The 15970-nt window shown below is 37.5% G+C and carries 13 protein-coding genes; 8 read left to right on the plus strand and 5 right to left on the minus strand.

Features of this window, described 5'->3' with window-relative positions; all coding sequences use genetic code 11:
- Positions 1–16 precede the first annotated feature (16 nt).
- Positions 17–2131, minus strand: coding sequence for a BamA/TamA family outer membrane protein (locus IPJ83_10120; protein ID MBK7880895.1), 2115 nt, complete (start codon positions 2129–2131; stop codon positions 17–19).
- Positions 2132–2405: 274 nt separating this feature from the next.
- Here IPJ83_10120 and IPJ83_10125 point away from each other — a divergent pair, with 274 nt between their 5' ends.
- The 3 genes from IPJ83_10125 to IPJ83_10135 are packed head-to-tail and all read left to right on the plus strand — an operon-like array spanning position 2406 to position 4670.
- On the plus strand, positions 2406–3152 hold the full coding sequence (locus IPJ83_10125) for an RNA methyltransferase (GenBank protein MBK7880896.1): 747 nt from the start codon (positions 2406–2408) through the stop codon (positions 3150–3152).
- A gap of 43 nt (positions 3153–3195) precedes the next feature.
- Positions 3196–4164 carry a zinc-binding dehydrogenase gene (locus tag IPJ83_10130; GenBank protein MBK7880897.1) on the plus strand — a complete coding sequence of 323 codons (969 nt, stop codon included), beginning with the start codon at positions 3196–3198 and terminating at the stop codon, positions 4162–4164.
- Positions 4161–4670, plus strand: coding sequence for a metallophosphoesterase family protein (locus IPJ83_10135; protein ID MBK7880898.1), 510 nt, complete (start codon positions 4161–4163; stop codon positions 4668–4670). The genes IPJ83_10130 and IPJ83_10135 overlap by 4 nt, the downstream gene beginning before the upstream one ends.
- Before the next feature lie 62 nt (positions 4671–4732).
- Here IPJ83_10135 and IPJ83_10140 read toward each other — a convergent pair whose 3' ends face one another.
- The 3 genes from IPJ83_10140 to IPJ83_10150 all read right to left on the minus strand — a co-directional run bounded on the left by IPJ83_10140 (position 4733) and on the right by IPJ83_10150 (position 7559).
- Positions 4733–5728: a hypothetical protein gene (locus tag IPJ83_10140; GenBank protein ID MBK7880899.1), complete on the minus strand. Its 996-nt coding sequence runs from the start codon at positions 5726–5728 to the stop codon at positions 4733–4735.
- A 57-nt stretch (positions 5729–5785) separates the two neighbouring features.
- Complete coding sequence (locus IPJ83_10145) at positions 5786–6334, minus strand: hypothetical protein (protein MBK7880900.1); 549 nt, start codon at positions 6332–6334, stop codon at positions 5786–5788.
- 178 nt (positions 6335–6512) lie between these two features.
- Positions 6513–7559, minus strand: coding sequence for an NAD(P)-dependent glycerol-3-phosphate dehydrogenase (locus tag IPJ83_10150; protein MBK7880901.1), 1047 nt, complete (start codon positions 7557–7559; stop codon positions 6513–6515).
- 138 nt (positions 7560–7697) lie between these two features.
- Here IPJ83_10150 and IPJ83_10155 point away from each other — a divergent pair, with 138 nt between their 5' ends.
- From IPJ83_10155 to IPJ83_10170, 4 genes are all read left to right on the plus strand, one after another.
- A complete protein-coding gene (locus IPJ83_10155) occupies positions 7698–9812 on the plus strand; it encodes a hypothetical protein (protein ID MBK7880902.1) in 2115 nt (704 codons plus the stop codon).
- A complete protein-coding gene (locus tag IPJ83_10160) occupies positions 9809–11041 on the plus strand; it encodes a hypothetical protein (GenBank protein MBK7880903.1) in 1233 nt (410 codons plus the stop codon). Before IPJ83_10155 ends, IPJ83_10160 begins: the two co-directional genes overlap by 4 nt.
- A 173-nt stretch (positions 11042–11214) precedes the next feature.
- Positions 11215–12501, plus strand: a complete 1287-nt coding sequence (locus tag IPJ83_10165; GenBank protein MBK7880904.1) for an acetyl-CoA hydrolase/transferase family protein — start codon at positions 11215–11217, stop codon at positions 12499–12501.
- Between the two features lie 12 nt (positions 12502–12513).
- Positions 12514–14112, plus strand: coding sequence for a Na/Pi cotransporter family protein (locus IPJ83_10170; protein MBK7880905.1), 1599 nt, complete (start codon positions 12514–12516; stop codon positions 14110–14112).
- A 114-nt stretch (positions 14113–14226) separates the two neighbouring features.
- On the opposite strand, the gene IPJ83_10175 is transcribed toward IPJ83_10170, so the two are convergent.
- Positions 14227–14895 (minus strand): hypothetical protein, encoded by a 669-nt coding sequence (locus IPJ83_10175; protein MBK7880906.1) that lies wholly within the window; start codon positions 14893–14895, stop codon positions 14227–14229.
- A 217-nt stretch (positions 14896–15112) separates the two neighbouring features.
- Between IPJ83_10175 and IPJ83_10180 the strand changes: the two genes are divergently transcribed.
- The gene (locus tag IPJ83_10180) at positions 15113–15559 is read left to right on the plus strand and encodes a hypothetical protein (GenBank protein MBK7880907.1); all 447 of its coding nucleotides are present in this window, start codon (positions 15113–15115) and stop codon (positions 15557–15559) included.
- Positions 15560–15970: the final 411 nt, after the last annotated feature.

Raw genomic sequence — 15970 nt, forward strand, 5'->3', positions numbered from 1 at the left:
ATCTTGCATTCAATCCTTAAAAAGGGTAATTGAGGGCGAGGTGAATATTTGAGTTTTTAAACAGAGAGGTCCAGTTCACTGGGTCTTTCTTGCTGTATATCCAATATCTGTTGGTTTCGTTCAGGTATGGGTTACGTAATTTGAAGCCTAGATCAACCCGAAACAGGAAATAAGAAAGATCCATTCTCAGGCCGAAACCTGTTCCGAAAGCAATCTGTTGATAAAAAATTTTGGAAAAATTTCCCAGGTTATTTTCAACCCCTTTCTGAGGTAGTCGCCATACGTTGCCAGCATCCAGGAACATAGCTCCTTTAAAAATCCAAATGATGTCAAAACGCCACTCGGCATTTACTTCAAGTTTTATATCTCCTGCAGAATAATAATTACCTCTTTCTCCTAAAGTGCTGGAGACAGGGTCTCCGCCTGGTCCGGGCTCTCTTATACCCCAAGCTCTGAGGCTTTGAGGACCACCTAGAAAAAATTGCTTTATATATGGGATCGATTTGCTCCCACCAAAGGGAACTGCAAGTCCCGCAGCCCCTCTAAGAGCTATCGTGTTTTGAGGATTGACATAATAGTACCAACGATGGTCTGCATCCAGTTTAATAAATTTTGCCAATTCCAAAGTATTATTTCCACTTCCACCAGAATTTCCATTAATGAGTTTGCCTACTGAGTTAACCAAACTGGCTTCTAATCCACTGGTTTCCAGAGAGGCAATGAATGCACGGTCAATAAAACTTGATTTTTTGCTTTGATAATAATACTTCAAGCTGCTGAGGAAGAAAGCAGTAAATAATCTTTTACCAATAAAACTTTGCTCCAGGGCTTGATTTGTCGCCAATATACTTTGGAAAGCCGGAAAAACCGTAGGTTTATAATAACTGACTTCCAGAGTAGTTAAAATGATTCTGTTCCTCCGATTTAAATAATAATCATAAGCGATTTTAGCATTGAAAGAATTGTAGCTAAACAAAGCAGCAAGATTAACATAATCAAAACCCAGGGAGAAGGCAGTCTTTGATTTTAGTTCTTTTCTGAGTTGAACAAATGGCCTCAGTATAAAACGACTGATGCCATAAGTTCCGGTAATATCATAAAAGTCAGGGAGTGTGAGTGTATTGCTGTAACCAATGTTGATGGTATTCAGACCAAAAGTGTCTACAAAATTAAGTTCGGCGCCTACTTCAATTTTAGTGTCAAAATTCTCGGCACCATGAAAAAGGTTTCTGTTTTTCAAATTGACGTAACCAGACACACCAAATAGGTTCCTTCCTGTGGTTCTGAGGGTGGTGTAGTTTAGATCTGTTCCATAATCCGTTACCCATTTTTTATAAGGGGTAAGGAAAATGGTATGGTTAAGTTTGTCGGACGAATTGGTATCTAATTTGGTTTCTATATTGATGAATTTATAATATTCCAGATTAGCCAGGTTAAGATAGGTTAGATCTATATTCGATTTATTGTAGCGTTGACCCGGTCGCAGTTCAATATTTCTGAGCAGGACATCGTCTTTAATAAAACTTATTTTATTTGAATTGAAAAAAGAAATAGAATCCAATTTAGTTTGGCTAAAAATATTTTTGACCAAAGGATTATAATCTCCAAGGATGCGCACACTCCCTACCGTATACCTTGTGTGTTCTGTTTTTTGATCAGGGTTTGCTATGGTGAGTTTAACTTTTGCTTTTGCATCGGTGGTATCTGCATCTAAATTTTGAATATATACCGGATTAAATTCTGCATATCCATTGTTCAGCATAAGCTCTGTAAGCCGTGCTTTTTCACTTTGGAAAAGTGCATTGTCCAAAGGAGATCCAGGTTTTATCAATGAGCCGGCCTGATTGGCTACCAGTAATTGATAAATTGCGGAATCTTCGGCCTGAAATTCCAGAGATTCAATAAATGTTCTCTTATTGGCACTTACCTGATATTTCACCGTGGAGGTCTTATTTTTTTTTCTGGTAATTTCCGGCGAAACCTTTACGGTAAAATATCCTTTATTGTACATGTAATTGTACATGTTGTTCATGGTTGCCTTTACCAGAAAAGTATCTAAGATGGCTGGAGGTTCTGCTTGCTTGCTGAGTGATTTTCTGAACCAAACCTTTTTATTTTTTCTGGCTTCCAAAAAATTATAAATCGCATGGCGCTTGAAAAAAAAAAGATATGTTCGGTTTGGTTTTTGTTTAAATAAGGTACCTAACTCTTGTTTAAATATAATCTTTTCATTTAAATTATTGATATCCAGTAGTTCAATCTTATTTTGCGTAAGAAGGGATTCGTTGGGTTTTAGGTTTCTGGTAGTATTGCATGAGAATATAATTCCACTGATGCACAGTAAGAAGAAAAGATTAATTTTGGTCCGGATATGAGGATAGCAACGAATGACGATAAAATTCATTATGATTTCAAAAAATGAAATAAAATGGATTAAAGAACTTCACAACAAAAAATACAGGCATGAGGAGGGCTTGTATCTTGCTGAGGGATCCAGATTGGTGCTTGATTTGATGCAGACGAAGCCGGAAGACGTTGTTATGGTTACAGGAACCAGCCTTTGGGCTTCGAAGCATGCTACAAAGCTAAAAGAATTTTCTGAACAATTCAAAGAAATAGGAGGCTCTGACCTTGGAAGAATAGCTAGTCTAAAATCTACCGATGAAGTGCTAGGGGTTTTTCGTTTTCCAGTTTTTAGTGAGATTAGTTTCAAAGACAACCCCATCAGTCTATATCTGGATGAGGTTCGAGATCCAGGTAATCTTGGAACCATTATCCGGACTGCGGATTGGTTTGGTGTCAAAGAAATATTTATTGCACCTGGATCGGTAGATCCATACAATACCAAAACTATTCAGGCTTCGATGTCCAGCATTGCCAGAGTGAAGGTCAGTGAAGTGGATATAGAGTTTTTAAAAGAGTTTATAAGTTATGGAATTTTGGTGGGAACTGCTTTGGAAGGCAAGCCATTTGGACAGCTAAAATTGGACCGCCCGGCAATCATCTGTTTAGGAAATGAAGCACATGGATTGTCTCAACCCATTGTGGATCAATGTCAGGCAATGATATCCATTCCTTCGCGAAGTCTGGGTGCTGAATCACTTAATGTTGCTGTAAGCGCAGGCATACTTTTGGCCTATTTTTGCAATTAAACTTTGACCATTATGTTTTTACAATTACAATGATGAAACGATTATGAAAGCGGCAATAATAAAAGATAAAAATACCCCGATATCGATAGAACAAATTGCGGATCCGGGGTCTTCCTCAGGAGAAGTGGTGCTTGATGTGAATTATGCCGGTTTGAATCACCGGGATGTTTGGATTTCAAAAGGACAATATGCCGGTATTCAATATCCAATGGTTGTTGGATCTGATTTGACGGGAACCTACCTTGGTAAAAAAGTTATTGTGAACCCTGCTTTTAATTGGGGAAGTAAATCCGGTTATCCATCAAGCCAATTCGAAATTTTGGGTTTACCCAGATATGGTTCTTTAGCAGAAAAAGTTAAGGTGCCTATATCTTCCATTCATCCTTTGCCGGATTTTCTGACTCCAGAAGAAGGAGCAGCATTGCCTTTGGCAGGACTTACCGCCTACAGAGCATTGGTTTCCAGAGGGCAAGCAGTTGCAGGGGAAAAGTTATTAATTACCGGAATAGGAGGTGGCGTGGCTCTATTTGTCATGCAATTTGCATTGGCGATCGGCATGGAGGTTTATGTAAGTTCATCTGATGATCATAAAATTCAACGGGCTATTTCACTGGGCGCCAAAGCAGGAATAAATTATAGAAATGAAGATTGGGAAAAAGAGTTTATTAAAAATTTTGGTGGCATCGATTTAGTGGTCGATGGTGCAGCGGGCGATGGATTTTCCAAACTCGTCAAAATCTGTAATCCCGGAGCGAGGATAGTAGTTTACGGAGGAACTGGGGGTGTAATCAGCCAATTAATTCCGCAGCAAATTTTCTGGAAACAGATTTCTATTCTCGGTTCAACAATGGGTTCAGAAGAGGATTTTAAAAATATGATGAATCTGGTACTAAAGCACCAAATACATCCTGTAATTGATCAGGTTTTTCCATTCTCTGAAATTCAAGAAGCCTTCCGTAGAATGTCAGATGGCAAGCAATTTGGCAAGATTATTATGGAGATTGCTTCATGACAAGAATCGCTATTTTATCAGATACCCATGGGTATATCGACGATAAACTATTTTATTATCTGGAGTCTTGTGATGAAGTCTGGCATGCAGGTGATATTGGTGATCTTGACATAGTCGATCGACTGAAAGCAAAAATTAAGAGCCGCATAGTTTACGGAAACATAGATAATCATATCCTCCGTGTGAGTGTTCCGGAAGTCCTTGTTTTTAATTGTGAATCGGTAAAAGTATTAATTATCCATATTGCCGGCAAAATGGGCAGTTATTCCCCTGAAGTACGGAAACTAATAGCTGAACACAAGCCCGGAATTCTAGTTTGCGGTCACTCCCATATTCTTAAAGTTGGATTCGATAAAAAGTACCAACTTTTATACATTAATCCCGGAGCCTACGGCGTTCATGGCTTCCATTCTATTCGGACTTTGATAAGATTTATCATAGACGGAAAGGATATAAAAAATATGGAAGTCATTGAAATTCCTCGGAATACCAATCTTACCCTCTAGGTGTTGATGGTATTTGAAGTGGCTATAAATTTTGTTCGGAATCCTGTTAGGATAAAATGGGTTTAAGAATTAAATAAGTTATCGTATTGATTATCGGATTTCCCTTTTTCGATTTCGTCTCTTTCCGGGCGTGGAGCGTCCAGTTTGAATTTGGCTTCATTTTTAACAGGTCCCATTAAAAGAAGTTTGCTTTTTTCTTCATAGGATTGCAGCATTTTCAAGCCTTCTTCTTCGAAAACCCCATTTTGTAAATCAACAGAATTCATAAAGTTTTCTGACAATTCCATGAATCTTTCCATCTCGCCAACTTTATTGGCCACATCGTCGGCAATGTGTTCCAGTGCCTGATCAAAGATTAATCTTTGGTCTGCATTACCGGTAATTACATTCATGGCGGACTTCATAGCACTATGAGAAGCGCGAATGGCCTTTCTTTCTTCTTCTTTGAGCTTTACCTGGTCTTTGGTGTCTTCCAGCAGGATTTCTGAGTTTTGATACATTTTGGAGAGTACTTTACTCAGAATGTCCATTTTACTCAACAGATGGTTGTATTTTTCATTGGTTTCCTGAAGTCTGGCAGCCTTTCTGGTGGCCAGCACCATTTGTGGTTCGAGTCCCTGATTTTTTGCAACCTGAGCCATTCTTAGGTTGGTTTCAATTTCTTTAGAATTTTCAGAAACATTGGTTTGTAACTTTCTGATTTGACCTTTCAGCACACCAATTTGTTCGCTCATCTTGGACAGGTTGTTTTGGAGATCCTCAATGTAATTTTTGAGAATCCCAATAGGATCTATGGTAACAAAGATTCCTGTGATCCATCGCATGATGCTTTTATACATATAACCGATCAGATTCCTCATCCTTGGATCAATTACCATGTAAATGATTGCGCCCAGCACCAAAAGCATTCCCGATAGATATATTAGATTGCTGGTCAAAGAAATTAAATAAGGGAGAAATTTGTAGAGTACGGCTCCTGCTCCGATCAGTAATCCTCCGAGTACCACGGTCCCGGTAATGCCTTCAGGTTTAGACCAGAAGGTTTTTGGTTTTTCCATTCCTGAACCTGGGTTAATTGTAGCCATAATTATAAGTTTTTACAAAATTAGAAGAAATTATTTTTTGAGCGACTTTAATTGAGTAAGGTCATTGTTGATCCATTCCTGTATTTTGAGGATGGTTTTTTCGAATACGGATTTTTTGTGTTGGATTTTTTGGTCATTCAACTTAATTTCCTCCTGGATTCCTTCCAGTTTTGATTTCAACAAATCGTTTTCGTCCTGAAGTGCTTTAATTTTTTGTTCATTAATTTTAATGAGTTCTTCTTTGTCACTGAGCTCATGCTTTTTGTCTTCAACCTTTGCTTTATATTGAGCGTGCATCGCTTGGTTGAATTTGGCTTCTTCGTTTTGAACAATATTCTTGAAACTTTCAGCAGATGCTGCAATATCGTCCACGCTCACACCCATTGTAGAGGCAGTGGTAAGGGTAGATTGGATTGCTGTCATTTCATCCATATTCATGGACTTAAGACTTTTTACCGCCTGTCTGTATTTGATGTAATCAAATTTTTGACTGTTGTTGCGGCTTATTTCTTCACTGATCAATTTGGCACTGGGAAGATCTATTCCTTCAGTTTCCAGATTAAACATTTGTTCAAGCATGATGAGAAAGTTTTCTAAATAATTCGGCAAGGTAAGAAGGCTGAAGAGACCATACTAGAAATTTCTACTAAAAGGTAAAATCCAACGATAAATAAGTCAAAATAAATTTACTGTATGAATATCGAATCGATGAATCCCAAAAAAGACATTTCAAGTTAAAAAGAAGGTTTTCGAAAAATTATATAAAGTCAACATCCGGAAGATATGGGTAACGCATGAGGTACTGGATGGCTTTTTCGAGCTCCATTTGTTCAAATAAGACACTGAATATCATTTGTATGATAGGCACTCGAATTTGGTAATATTTTGCCAATTGATGTGCAATCTGAACCGTTCTTACTCCTTCAACAATTTCATCCATAGAACTGATAATTTCTTGCATGGATTCTCCTTGGCTGAATCTGTACCCAAAAGTGAAGTTTCTACTTTTTTCGCTGGTTGCCGTAGCGATAAGGTCTCCAATTCCTGCAGTGCCAAGAAACGATCTGTGTGTTGCTCCTACAGCTCTCCCTATCTCGATCATTTCTCTTAATCCTCGGGTGATCAACATGGCCTGGATGTTTTTTCCCATTCCTTTCCCGGCAAGCATTCCCGATGCAAGGGCAATAATGTTCTTTAATGCGCCGGCCATTTCAGCGCCTACAAGATCATAAGAACCAAATACGTAAAAGATTTTACTGGCCAGGTATTCAGATCCGGCTTTGATCACTTCATCGTATTCACTTGCTATAACGCATGCTGTGGGCTGGCCTTCTAAAATTTCCCGATACAAATTCGGCCCTGCAAGACATCCAATTCTAAGGACAGGAGTCTCTTGTCGGATTACCTCACTCATGGTGTGTATTTGCTTTCTGGAGATTTTAATATGGCTTATTTCATTCAAAGGCAAATCAGAAAGGTCGAGTCCTTTGGTCCCGTGAATCAGAATATGACCCGGTGTCAGAAGTGGACTCATGGATTTGATCGTATCTCTGAAACTGGCTGAAGGGACAACAGGAAATATAAGACTGCAGGATTGCGTTATTTCCTCAATTTGATCCGTCGCCCTGATTCTTTTTGAAAGTGTGAGATTAATGTGGGTATTGTGTTCGTTGATGTTGTCGACAATTTGCTTCCGCCTGGAAAAAAGTAAAACATCAGCATTATGTGCCAAAAGTGTAGCTATGGTGGTGCCAAAGCTACCGGCGCCAACTACGCCGACCAATGCTTTTTCTTTAATTTTCATAGAAAATGGGCGGCCAAGTTAGGAATAAACCAGCCATTCCTACAACTAATTAAACTTATTAGAACATATGTTAATACTTAATCCTATGAATATGAATGTAACCCCCAAAATAAAAATGACTATTTTAGCCCTTTAATTATGAAATCAATAATTATGCACCAAATCGTTTCCCGAAATCGTGGAAGGATTGATAGATTTTCAATTGTTTTATGGCTGATGGCTTTCACGCTCTTTTGGGTTTCCTGCAAAAAGGCTGAGCCCAAATGGGATGCAGAAATCCTTACCCCGCTGCTAAAATCGGAACTTACGGTGTCCGATCTGGTTCAGGACAGCAGCCTAGTTACAGACAGCAGCAATGTCTTGCAATTTGTCTATCGTCAGTCATTATACAACATCGCTGTAGACTCATTATTTCAAATTAATGATACTGTTCGAGCAAGAACATTTACCATAGACAGTCTTTCCCTCTATAACGCTACGGCAACTTATCCCATCACTTTAGGAGCCATTTGTCTTCAGGCAGGTTTTATAGGGGCCATCATTATATCTCAGAATGGCAGTTCCATTGCTATACCTGCAATACCTTCCTTCAATACGCCAGCTTTTGAGATAAAAGCAGATTCTCTGTTTACATCGATGACGCTTGATCAGGGAAAGATTGATGTAGGCTTTAAAAATGACCTGCCAATAGATATAACCGATGTTAAATTTGAACTCAGGAATCAATCCGACAATAGCCTGATCGTAAGCGGTAATTTTCCATTGATCAAATCCAAAACAGCAGAGAAGCAAACTTTTTTATTAGATGGCAAGACGCTTGAAGGAAAGCTTAAAGCCCAATTGATCAGTTTTTCTTCACCTGGATCCAATAATGTTCCGGTTTTGATAGACACCAGTAATGCAATAGTTGCAGAACTCAAAGTTTATGATCTTTATCCGAATACTGCAACTGCTGTTTGGCCTGAACAAAATTTGGTTAATCAGCAGCAGAATTTTTATTTGCGTGGTTTAAATGTGCAATTGAAAGAAGCGATTATCAAGTCCGGAAAAATTCGTTTGCGAATGTTCAGCACCATCCAGGATAGTGTAAAGCTAACCTATACCATACCGGGTGGAACAAAAAACGGAGTTCCATTTGAGATCTATCAGGTATTGCCTCCTGCGCCTCCCGGGGGGGCATCGGAATATCAGAATGATTTTGATTTCAGTGGGTATCATGTGGATTTTACCGGACAAAATAAAGATTCGTTCAATGCCATCTTTAATACCTATTTGATGAAGATAGATTATTCAGGTGTCAAAAAAACTTTTTCCAAATCAGATAATTTCAGATTGGAGTTGGGTTTTGTTGGGATTAAACCTGAATATGCCAGGGGTTATTTGAGTATGGATACATTTAAAATAGGACCGTCATCCATTACCACAGATGTTTTCAATGATTTGAATGGGGTCATAAAATTTGAAGACGTAAAAATGAGTGTAGGACTGGAAAATAATATTGGTGCAGATGCAGAATTATATTTGTCTCAGATTACTGCAGTCAATTCAAGAACAAAAACGAGATTGGATTTAACTGGGGATATTCTAAGTAAACCGCTAAGTATTGATAGAGCTAAAGACAATAATGGTTTTCCGCCGGTAATTCCTGCTCTTCATAATTTTTATCTCCAAAAAAACAATTCAAACATAAATGAATTCGTAAGCTTATTACCTGATCAATTGGACTACAGTCTTGAAATCCGTACCAATCCCAATGGTAATATTTCTAATTTTCGGGACTTTATTTACGATGGCAAATTATTAAACATTGATTTGTTATTGGAAGCACCGCTTAATTTCTCAGCATCAGGAATGCAGTTATGCCGGGATCTTGAAATGGATTTAAGTCAAGAGAGGATTGAGCAAATTCAGGGTGGGAATCTGTATTTAAATGTGGATAATGGAGTGCCCATCGATTGTAAACTTAGCCTTGCACTGATCCATCCAATGGATGGAACTACAATTGATTTAATTACCGGCAATCAGGTAATCCAGGCCGCCGAGATTGATGCAACAGGAAAGGTTACGCAACAGAAAAGTTCGGTTGTCAAAATTGAACTCACTCGTAAATTAATCGATGAAATATTACGTACGAAAAAAGTAAGGGTTTGTGCATTGTTTGACACAAAACCTTCTGATAAAGCCATTAAGATTTACAGTGATTACAAGATTAATTTTTCGTTAACCGGTGATTTTATTTATAGAGCAGAATGAGAACAATTTTAACCATTTTAATAGCCATTTCAACAAGTGTACAGGCTTACTCCCAATCTGATTTTCCGGAATTTGAGAAGTCCCTAGACAAAAGGAATGTGTTAAGATTGAATGCTGATTTGCTTAGCGGATCAGATCATTTGATTTTACCATTTGCGAAGACTTATTACAACAGCGGTTTTTTGAATCAGACATTGAAAGAAAAAGCTTTTGATCAACTTGGCGATTTAAATCATGTTGGTGCAATTTTTGGTTTTGAACTAAGCTATGAAAAAAGAAAATTGTCAAACAGATACATAAATCGATACACAGTTGTTGCAGGACATGAAGACTTGGTGGAGTCTAGATTTGATCGTGACTTATTTGGTCTTTATTTTTTTGGAAACAAGCGTTATGAAAATAAGACTGCTGAATTTAACGATATTTATTTTAATGTTTTAAGATATCAGTATTTAAAAGTTGGGGCAGATCGTAAATTTGGCAATTGGGTGGTATCTGGGCAAATTGGACTTGCTTCCGGTCAGGAATTTCGAAAATTGGAGATCAGTAAAGGATCTTTATTTACAGCCGAAGGCGGAAAGTCTTTAGATTTAGATTTGACATTGAAATCTGTTTTTTCAGATCAGGAAAAGAACTCTGTATTGTCTGTGCAAGGCATTGGGTTGGTGAGTGACTGGGGGCTTTCTTATCAATGGCATAATGATTCTGAATTGAGTTTTGGGATTGACAGATTAGGCATAATACACTGGAATGATGGGTTAATTGGAGAGCAAGTAGATACCAATTACTACTTTGATGGACTTGCAATAAACAATTTATTCGATTCGATTTATGTAGAATTAAAATCAAAAGAAGCACTTGAGGATGAATTCTTGCATCCTCTTTCAGAGGTTAAAAAAAATCGCAGACTACCATTTTTATGCCGACTTAACTACCATACGTATTTGAAGAATAAGAAAATATTTCTTTCTTCTAGCATCGTTTATATGCCTAAAACCGCATTAGGAACATACGGATCAGCAAGGATTTCCTACCAATGTACCCCTTGGCTTTGGGCCGGTGTAGCAGGTGGTTTAGGAATTTATAGTGCCTGGAATTTAGGAGTTTCTTTCTCTGCTCAGGTAAACGGTTTTAGGGTGGATCTGGATTCAAGTTCATTGGTCAACTGGATGTTGTCCAATCAAATCGCTTCAGTCAATGGGCAAATAAGAGTCAGCAAATATTTTTAGGCTAATCCATTTTATTATCGATTTGGTAATGTCAGCTCTTTCTAAAAAATCAACCATCCACTATTTCAATTTGTTGTTTTTTCATGGGCATTCAGAGTGTTATTTAATGAGTTATAAATTTAGCCAAGTGGCTTAAATGAAAGTTGTATTGGGTACTTTTGAGCCTTAAAATTATGGACATACAATATAAAAACGCAGATGAGGCAGTAAAGGTCGTTCGATCGGGGCAACGTGTTTTTGTTCAGGGAAGTGCAGCTACGCCAATGCAATTATTAAGCGCACTGGAACGGAGAGCTTCCGAACTTAACAAAGTGGAAATTGTGGCATTAACCACATTCGGTGAAATGTGTCTGGCCAAACCTGAATACAAAGAGTCCTTTTATTTTAATTCGTTGTTTGTTTCATCCAATATTCGAGATGCTGTCCAGCGCGGAATGGGAAGTTATATTCCGGTATTTTTAAGTGAGATCCCAAGGCTCTTTAATCAAAAAATTCTACCAATAGATGTAGCCTTAGTTCATGTGTCCCCCCCGGATGCCCATGGATATTGTAGCCTTGGGGTATCTGTGGATATTAGTTTGGCTGCTGTCAAGAACGCAAAATATATTATCGCGCAGGTAAATCCCAATATGCCCAGAACACATGGTGATGGTATTCTTCATCATTCAGAAATCAATTGTTGTGTGTATGTAGAGGATCCGTTGCCTGAAATAAATTACAGCAAGAGTGCCGGAGAAACGGAAAGTAGAATAGGCAAGCATTGTGCTGCTTTAATAGAAGATGGGTCCACTTTACAGATGGGCATTGGATCTATACCGGATGCGGTTATGGGTGAATTATACCACCATAAAGATCTTGGTGTCCATACAGAAATGTTTTCTGATGGGGTTATGCATTTATGTAAAGCCGGCGTGATTACAAACAAATACAAAAAGAAACATCGGCGAAAAGTGATCACTACTTTTGTAGCGGGGAGTAAAATGTTGTATGAATTTATTCATGACAACCCTGCATTAGCGTTTCTTGAATCTGACTATGTAAATGATGCCTACGTCATTGGTAAAAACCCAAAAGTAGTTTCTATTAATGGGGCCATTGAAATTGATCTGACCGGACAAATTTGTTCTGACTCCATAGGGACTTATCAGTATTCCGGTGTTGGAGGGCAAATGGATTTTATGAGGGGAGCAGCAATGTCTGAAGGAGGGAAACCAATTATAGCGATTTCTTCAACCACGAGCAGCGGCAAATCCAAGATCTTACCATTTCTGAAAGAAGGGGCCGGAGTAGTCAGTACACGTGCCAATGTTCACTATGTGGTTACCGAATATGGGGTTGCTTATTTATATGGTAAAAATTTAGAACAAAGGGCCCAGGAATTGGTAAAAATTGCCCATCCTGATTTTCATGAAGAGCTGGATGAAGCCATATTTCATCGATTTGGAAAAAAATTCTTCTAAATGGATCCGGCAATGATACAAGTTTGGCCTTTTCTTGCTGGTCTGGGGCTTTTTCTTTTTGGTATGTCCCAAATGGAAGAGTCGTTGAGAAAAATTGCAGGCCGAAGACTTACCAAATTTCTTAAAGATCATACTAATAACCCGATAAAAGCGGTGCTTTCCGGAGCGATGATTACCGCTATTCTCCAAAGTAGTGCAATGGTGACTTTATTGGTCATGTCGTTCACCAGTGCAGGAATTCTTGTCCTTAAAAGTGGAATAGGAATTATTCTGGGCGCCAACCTTGGGACTACGATCACAGGATGGCTTGTTTCGCTGTTGGGATTTAAGTATAAATTGGATGTCATTATTTTGCCTTTAATTGCAATTGGAGGACTTGGGGCTGTTTTTCTAACAAAGCAATGGCTGAGTCAGATTTGCAGGTTCTTTTTGGGGTTTGGCTTGATCTTTTTAGGGCTTGATTATATGAAATCAGCTTTTACTGAATTTTCACAACAGATTGATTTGAGTTTCCTGCAAGATAAACCGATTGCATTGTTCTTTGTGTTTGGTTTTTTTCTTGCAGCTGGTCTGCAATCCAGCTCTGCAAGTATGGTTATTTTTTTATCCGCATTATCTGTTGGCATCATACATGTGCATCAATGCTTTTATATGGTCATAGGGGCGGATTTAGGTACTACTATATCCGCTTTTCTTGGCACATTGCGGGGCAATACAATCCGGAAAAAGACGGGATGGGCCCAAATTTATATTAATGTGTTCAGTGCTTTGGTTGCCTTATTGATGATGGGCGTTTATGAATTTGTCATCAGGAATATTCTGAACATTTATGATGACTTGATTGCAGTTGCTGCTTTTCACAGTATGGTAAATCTGTTTGGTATCATTTTACTGTTGCCATTTTTAGGAATATTCACCAAATTTATTGACCGATCCATATCTTCAAGAGAGACATCAAAAAATAAGTTTTTAAAAGGGGTAAGTCCTTTAGAGGCTGGGTCAGCCTTGATGGCACTACAGAAGGAAGCGAAGTTGTTTCTAAGTGAATCCATTAGACTCAACAGAATTATTATGCGTATTGATGAATCCACGGATGATGAAATCGAGCAATATGGCTATATGAAAGAGTATGAAAATGAAATTACCAATTTTTATATCCAAATGCAGTTGGGTGATCTTTCCACTGCTGAAGCGCATACCGTTGCACACATCAGTGCCACAGTGAGAAATGCTGCTTTAGGTGTTAAGGACATTAAGGACATCCGTCATAATCTGTTTAACTTAAGAAACAGCAGCCATACAGATTTATATTCTTATTTTGTTAAACTCAAATCTACCCAACAGGAATACTATGATTTACTGTATAAATTAATGGATGACAATCACAGGGAATCCACAAAACTTATAAAACTCATACGAAACGAAAACATGAAAATTCACCTGGAGGTAAACAGAACTTTGATGGATATTTTTGCAACTAATGTAGATGCAGTAGATTTCGATTTTTCTTCACTCATGAATCTCACTCGGGAAATAAACAATTCCAATGAATATATTTGTCAGGCTTTTGAAAATTTCAAATTTTTAGAAAAAAGGATCGAAAAGGGATAAATTACCTTTTAAAACCAGGTCTTTAATTTAATTGGATTTTAATAAAAAAAAATAACCGGCTTGATTGAAAAACAAGCCGGTTAAAACTATTCTTTATTCTAAATCCTTCCTGAACTAATCCCTGCAAGCATCTTTTAATGCTTTGAGATCTTCTTTGCTGTTTACAGTTACTGAACTGCCGTCTTTTTTCAAGGTAACGCTGAAGGGGAATTTAAGAATTGGGTGAGCGCCTCTTTTTCCAGGATTTGCTTCTTTCCAGGCTTTCAAAGCCGCTTTCAATTCATCTTGTGAATTGGCGATAACTTCAGTCTTGTCCGGTAAAACCAAGGTTACAGGGAAAACTAATTCAAAGCATGCTAACCCACGGCCAATGTGTCCACGAGGTCCTTTTCCGTGTCTTGGTGGACATTCCTTTCTCAATTCATTCAATCCTTCCTTTGACTCAACAGTTACTGTTGTACCGTCAGATTTGATCACATCAATTGGAAAAACAAATTCCGGCTTTCCAGAAACAGTTGGATTGTTTTTTCTCCATTCTTTAATCCCGGTTGCCATTTCTTTGTATGAGGCAAAAGTTTGAGTTGTGTTGTCTGCAAACTGAATGGTCACCGGAAAAACCAATTCAAAACAACCTAATTTTCCAAGTCCGCAACCATCTTGTAATTGATACACTGCATCATCTACAAAGTTTTCCAGGTCTACAGTTTCTTCTTTCTGACATGAAGTCAAGCTGAAAGCAGCTATGGCACAAATTGCCATCCCGTTTAAAATCCATTTTTTCATATAACTAATTTTATTTGATTTCATTATTGAATTGTTTATTTATATGGTAAAGTTGTCGGGTTAAAATTTGTACTTGATTTTTTTAAAAATTTATTTTTTAATTTTTATTTTCAGAATTAATTGAGAAGTAGGTCTCTTAACGAATGCATTGGATTAAAAAGTATTCTGTTTCACAGTACAGTTTTAAATCTTTTTACTTCTATGATTAAAGTATCTTATGAGGAAGATTTTATTTATGGTAATTTTACTTTGGTCTTGCAATAAGGATAATACATCCTTCGTTGATGCATCGTTTGTTTTGTACCTCGATATTTTTCAAAAGGAAGCAATTCTTCGTGATGTGGATGTTAATGGAGAGCTTTCAGGATTAAGTGTTTTATTTACTTCTTTTGATCAAAATATTGTGGGACAATGCCAGGTGAGTAAAGATGTTCATCGTATTTTGGTGGATAGCAACTATTGGAAAACGGCTACAAAATTAGAACGGGAGGTGTTATTGTTTCATGAATTAGGGCATTGTATATTAAATAGAACACACCTTGATGATAAAACCGGAAAATCAATTTGTATATCCATTATGCGCAGTTCAAGTGGCACTTGTAAAATGGATTATGATGAAAACACTCGATCTGAATATCTGGATGAATTGTTTCTAGGTAAATGAAATTTTCTTCCAAATTAGTTTACCCAAATACCATAAACATTCAATACGTCTTGAGATAGTTTACTTTTTAATGGTTCAACCATAAGGGATTTAAGGATAGATTACAGTCTTGTTTGAGTTAGAATCATAAAAAATAATTTTTATCTGAATAATTAGAATGAACTCTTCTAAATAATTTAATTCGATATTTTACAATACTCAACAGCAAGTTAATCTGATTTAGCTCAGATAAAAGTTATAAGATTGATCAGATTGAGCTAAAAGAGTTTATTTAGAAAGGTTTATCTCATGCGTCTTTTTATCCATTCCAAAAGTTTTTTTATAACCTTTCCAAAGAAGGATTCGTCTTTTGTTTCGGCATGCATTCTACTTGGGTTTGTTGCATTTATTATTCCTGGAATGAAATTGGAA

This window comes from Candidatus Vicinibacter proximus (assembly GCA_016713905.1).
Taxonomy (GTDB): Bacteria; Bacteroidota; Bacteroidia; order Chitinophagales; family Saprospiraceae; genus Vicinibacter; species Vicinibacter proximus.